Raw genomic sequence first — 5143 nt, 5'->3', positions numbered from 1 at the left:
GCGTCTGGTTTGAACTAGCAGGGCTTGGTTTGGGCCCTGCCAGCCGGCAGGACCCAAAACCACTGCCGGAGGCGAAATGGCTGATCTAAAAGTAGACCAGGCGAATCTGGACGAATTGCAGAGCACCTTTCACAACATTCACCAGGTTCTGAGTTTAAGAGACAACGAGGATATGGAACCCACAAAAGAAAACGTGGGCCACCGCGACATTATTCGGGAACTAGTTGATTTCAATACTGAGGTGCAAAAAACCAGAAATAAGTACGAAGAAAAAGTTAAAATGTACGGCGACTATTTAGGGAATGTTTCCAGAGGTACTACCGAGGCCGACAACGCTATGGCGCAGGCGGCTACAGGTGGGCACTCGCACCGGGAAAGCGCCCTATCGAATGGTAACGGTGGAAATTAATGTCCGCAGATGATGAACTAGTTATTTCTTTTATCCCTCCTGCCGGGTGGGAACGCGTGGATGTGGATCCAGAGCGTCGCGACGCGCAGTTGTACAAGGTGCTAAATCCCTTGCGAAACACGGTCGCTAATTGGCACGAGGTCTACCCAAAGATGCGTCAGGCGTTATCTAGCACCTACGAGCAAGCTTGGCAGGCTGGCATCCGGATGGTTTACACCACTAGCCCGGATGCGCACGGTGTTGAGAATTTGGTGGCCACGTTCATGATTGGCTTGACTCCGCCGGCGTCGGCTTTCGGGAACGAACAAGAAGAACTGGACACCATCTCTGAGGCTCTGATGGAAGATCAGGAATCGCTTGGCCAAGATGACGTCATGAATCTGATGCCCGTCGAGGTGCCCGAGTTAGGCAGGGGCATTCAGGCCGCAGCAGTGGCCTCTGCGCGGGCTATCACAGGTAGCGGCCCTGCCGACGCGAAACTAGTTCATTTTCGAACATTCATTCCGGTCGCCGATCACGTGTTGGTTACCACTGGCATTAGCCCGCAAGTGGAGGTGGCTGACACTTTATTCGAATTATTCGCCTTGATTACGACCTCGGTTCGTATATCTAAAGAATAAATATGGAGGACCAATATGGAGCACAATTGGCATTTAGTGCACCTGAGTAGTCATCCCATCCCAGGCAATAGCAGCGAGGTCGCGGCCCTAAGTCAGCGGTATCAGCGGCTAGGGGATACATTCGAGCATGCTGCCGCATTGCTGGGAGGCGGCAGCGCTGGCACGCAACAGGGGCAGTGGGTTCGCAAGATTGAGCAAAAATCCCAGAGTCTTCCCGACGATTTTAGACGTTTTGCGGGCAGCTTCCACAAGGTAGCTCGAGCGCTAAAGGGCTGGGAAACCCGTATAGAGCCGATGCGCAGGGAGGCCGAACAGGCCCTCTCTGAGGCTGAACAGGCGCAAATGGATAACAAGGGTTTGAGGGGCGCCGTAGCCGATTTTACAGCCGGCCTTTCTGGCGCTTCGGGAGCCGATTCGCAGTTGGACAGCTATAAGCGGCAGCTAGCAAGCTCGGGTACACGCCTGGATGCGGCGGTGCAGCGGGTCAGGCGAGTCAAAGAGGACTACGACCAGGCAGCCCAAGAGGTCGTCAGCCAGATCAGGGCAGCGAACGAGGAAGCTCCGAAGCTCAAGGGAATCGAGAAGCTGCTTTATTCAGATTTCTGGAAAGGGCTAATGAAGGTCCTCAAGGTAGTTTCTATAGGCCTTGGGGTTTTGTCGATGTTCATGGGCGGCGGTTGGGTAGCTGTTGCAAGTGCCGTGGTGGGCGTGCTGCAGGCGGTTGATGGAGTTATGCGCATGGCTGCGGACGGCAATTTTGATTTCAAGTCACTGATAGCCCTCGGAAAGAGTATTCTTCCGGCACTGGGGGCTGCCGGGGGTGTTCTGGGTAAGGCTTTCCAAGCTTTCACCTCTGGGGGAAATTGGATGGCGGCTTTCGCTCCTCAGCTAACGTCGGTTGGGCAAATGCTAGCCGGTGCTGTCCAGCCAGCATTAAATAGCGGAGGTATCAAGAACATTTCGAACGCTATTGGCTCCTCGCTGCAGAAACTCGTTACGACAGGCCAGTGGGATAACCCGTTGTCCCACATCAGTCCTGCAGACTCCCAGGGGGCAATGAATGCCATAGGCCAGTCGGTGCACAATCTGGTGGATGGACCTGACTCGTTCTTGCAGTCTCCTGAGGGCCTAAAGTCTGTTTTGCCTAAGCTGAAAGAAGCAGGGCAGCAAATGGGTGCTGTAATAAACGGTACTGACTCAGCCGCGACTGGGGCGACCGCCGGAACAGCCGCTACGCCGGTTGACGCGGTTCCTACTTCGCTTGGTGCCACCCCAACTGCTTCAGCTGATATTTCCCGAGTGCCAGCTGCGGTATCCAGCTCTCCGGCCGTCGCTGCAGGGGCAACTGCCGATGCGGGCTCCTTTGGGGATCGTGCCGGCTCTGGTAATTCCGACCTTTTTAGCGGGGGCTCTAATGGATATACCTCTAGCGGATACATGCCAGAAGGCGGCCCCTTCGGCTCCAATCTCGGGGCTAATTCGGTTGGTGGGGTAAGTGCTGCCAGTTCATTAAGCTCTGCAGGATCTGGGGGAGGCGCTGGCGCTGCAGGCGCTAGCACTGGCGCTACAGGTCTATTTTCACCGCTAATGCAAAACGGTGTCCCAGCCTGGAACGATGGGGCAGATGCTGCTACGGGGGGCTCAGGGCTATTTTCATTCCCGAAACTCAATGGCGAGGTGTTTAACCCCATTGGGTTGTTAGGAACTTGGGCGAATTTGTTCTTCAAGTGACTGGGTCGTTTATTGGGTTTTACTCCCGCGCCATCGGCGCGGGAGTACCGCCGCGTTACGGGGCGGTAAATAATTCGCTATCGTATGAATTGTGTTTGTGTTTGAGGGGACACTGAAGTGGTAAAAATCTTCACAGGAGACGATAAATTCGTCGCAGATGTACAGGCGATAGCCGATCTTTTGGCGCGTTCACCCCGTTTAGGCGAACCCGAGGGTGACGATTTGATCGGCGCCGGCTTCGACCTGTTTGGGCAGAACAGTTATGGCTACATGTTCGTCGAATGTGCGCAAGGCGCAGACCAGACTATTGAAGCTATGCCTGAGATCTTGCAGGTGGCTGTTGCGCGAGCCAAGGAATCTGGGATAGCAGGTTGGATTTTCACGCTTCTGTGGGATGCGTGCGGAAGGCTGCAACAGCTCTCTAAGGCCGATTCAGAACAGGAACAGGTGCGCGAATTAATTGATCACGTAGACAATACCTGCCGGATGGGCGCGCATTTGTTGCTCAAATACAGCCAGGACGATGACCAACTTTGGTTCCCAGCCATGCAATTGTTGTCTGGGCAGTACCTAGAATTTTTGGACATGATGATGCCAAATATGGGGGTTTCTTTCGACCAACAGACTGTAGACCGGCTGACAAAGATTTCCGAGGAACGCAGGTTCCAAAAGATTGCGGAGAATAGCGGGCTGGCTACGGGTGAGCGAGTTTCCACAAAAGAGTCGAGCGGCTCTGCGAGCGGGGATAAGCAGCTGAAGTTGGATGCGATTCAATCCGGCGAGGCGAAGATGGACATCCCCGACTCTGTACCGTTGCACCACGAATCTGTGCAATATGCTTTTACCCTTGCGAAAGTTATAAGGGCTTACCAGTATCGCGCCAAACAGAAGTTCGGTGTATCTGACGACGAGACCGGGCAGATCCCAGCTCCCGAGTTTCCCTGGGATGGTGCGGAATTTGTGCATGCTAAGGCTATTGGGGTGGCAGGAAGCAGAACTAATGTGCCGATGCTTGAGGCCAGCTTTGAAGAGGGCGGTAGTCAGGACGATTTTGGCGCTGCGATGGAAAATTTGCTGACCATGCAAAAGGTAGCTATGGCAGGCGGCATCTTGTCTATCCCTCATCTGACAATGCAGAATTTTGAAAGCGCGGGCACACAACACATGAGCGATTGGGAGCCTGAAGAAAGGTTCGCTTGGTACCAGATGTACCAGAAGCTCGCAGCTGATATGGCGCTAGTAATCTTAGCTAATGTTGTGGACAAGGAATTTGCCTGCAACCTTGCTAGAGCGCTGATCACAGGTTCAAATAAGGAATACGCGAAGCTAATACTGCCATTTTACGAGGATGCCTGAGTTGCGAAATTGAACTTCTCAGAGGGCGACCGTGGTGGAAAATAAGGAATTTATTTAGGAGCCAATCCTGTGAATGTGCTGCCACACGAGGTTCCACCGGGAGGGATAGTAGGCATTACGCACGGAACCCGTCAGGGTGAGGTCTATGGAAGACTTCGGGGAAGTCGCATTAGCTGGGGAAGAGTCTATTTGGCCGTTGGAACGTTTTGCCTGGTCTTGTTAGTTGGTTGCGTTACGCAGTGCGCGTTTGTCGCAAAAATGGGCGATGTTTCTGCAGAGTCGTGGATTGTTGAGGCCTTGGGATTTGACTGGGTCGACGGGCCTATATTTTTCATGATTCCGCAAATGCTATTGAATCCGGTAGTGGGAATGATCATTTGGGCATTTGCCTCCTGGTCTTTTATAGCTTTAGTGAACCAGCTAGGGACCCTTATAAGCGGCTTTCTTTGTGTATTCGGCTGCGGAGAGCTACTAGGAAATGAACTGGGGAAGTGGATCTTGTACAGATGGGTCCAATCTGGGGAGGGTAAAAATGCGTTCTATGATCCGATGAAAACTCACCCTGTAGAACTAGGGGCAGATTCGTCAATATTTTCCAGTCCTTGGGCGCTGGTGTCAGCCGTTATTATAGTGGCAGTTGCCATTTATGTTGCTTATTTGATGGTGGGTAGAAATAGGTTGAGACCTGCCATATCGGTAACTGTATTGGGAATAATAGGCATGATTGGGGTAGCAATTTACCACGGTCAAATTGGGGCTAATCTGATATTAATACCTATCACTGCTTTTCTAGTGGTTATGGTGTTCCCGCTCGATGTAGATGCAGTCGACTATTTCATAAAAAATAAATATCCCGCGCGATCAGCGTGGGGACTGGGATTGATCTTGACCCAAGAAATAATAGCCATATTTACGATTTCGATTGTAGCAATCTCCTAAGCGAGTCCACCCGGGGAGTGTGCCTGAACCTGCCGCCTTTGGTTAACGGTTGGTGAATGGGGGGTTGTTTTTGGGTGTATTTGGCCTT

5 protein-coding genes are annotated in these 5143 nt (G+C 52.6%); all 5 read left to right on the top strand.

The genetic code is table 11. The features are described from left to right. Nucleotides 1-76 precede the first annotated feature (76 nt). The 5 genes from G437_RS0110285 (at nt 77) to G437_RS0110265 (ending at nt 5055) form a co-directional block, all read left to right on the top strand. A complete protein-coding gene (locus G437_RS0110285) occupies nt 77-409 on the top strand; it encodes a hypothetical protein (RefSeq protein ID WP_024332464.1) in 333 nt (110 codons plus the stop codon). Continuing rightward, nucleotides 409-1029 (top strand): hypothetical protein, encoded by a 621-nt coding sequence (locus tag G437_RS0110280; protein WP_024332463.1) that lies wholly within the window; start codon nt 409-411, stop codon nt 1027-1029. Before G437_RS0110285 ends, G437_RS0110280 begins: the two co-directional genes overlap by 1 nt. Nucleotides 1030-1044: 15 nt before the next feature. Continuing rightward, entirely contained in the window at nt 1045-2760 is a 1716-nt protein-coding gene (locus G437_RS0110275; RefSeq protein ID WP_024332462.1) for a DNA-binding protein, read from the top strand. A 117-nt stretch (nt 2761-2877) separates the two neighbouring features. Continuing rightward, on the top strand, nt 2878-4116 hold the full coding sequence (locus G437_RS0110270; RefSeq protein ID WP_024332461.1) for a hypothetical protein: 1239 nt from the start codon (nt 2878-2880) through the stop codon (nt 4114-4116). 69 nt (nt 4117-4185) lie between these two features. Continuing rightward, nucleotides 4186-5055 (top strand): hypothetical protein, encoded by an 870-nt coding sequence (locus tag G437_RS0110265; protein WP_141739468.1) that lies wholly within the window; start codon nt 4186-4188, stop codon nt 5053-5055. Nucleotides 5056-5143: the final 88 nt, after the last annotated feature.

The sequence above is a fragment of the Winkia neuii subsp. neuii DSM 8576 genome (assembly GCF_000420405.1).
GTDB classification, from domain to species: Bacteria; Actinomycetota; Actinomycetes; order Actinomycetales; family Actinomycetaceae; genus Winkia; species Winkia neuii.
The sequence above is the reverse complement of the archived record's forward strand: the minus strand, read 5'-3'. Positions and strand labels throughout refer to the sequence as shown.

Excerpts from the sequence above, each read along its gene's own strand:
- G437_RS0110285 (WP_024332464.1), top strand. The coding sequence starts at position 77 with ATGGCTGATCTAAAAGTAGACCAGGCGAATCTGGACGAATTGCAGAGC.
- G437_RS0110280 (WP_024332463.1), top strand. The coding sequence starts at position 409 with ATGTCCGCAGATGATGAACTAGTTATTTCTTTTATCCCTCCTGCCGGG.
- G437_RS0110275 (WP_024332462.1), top strand. The coding sequence starts at position 1,045 with ATGGAGCACAATTGGCATTTAGTGCACCTGAGTAGTCATCCCATCCCA.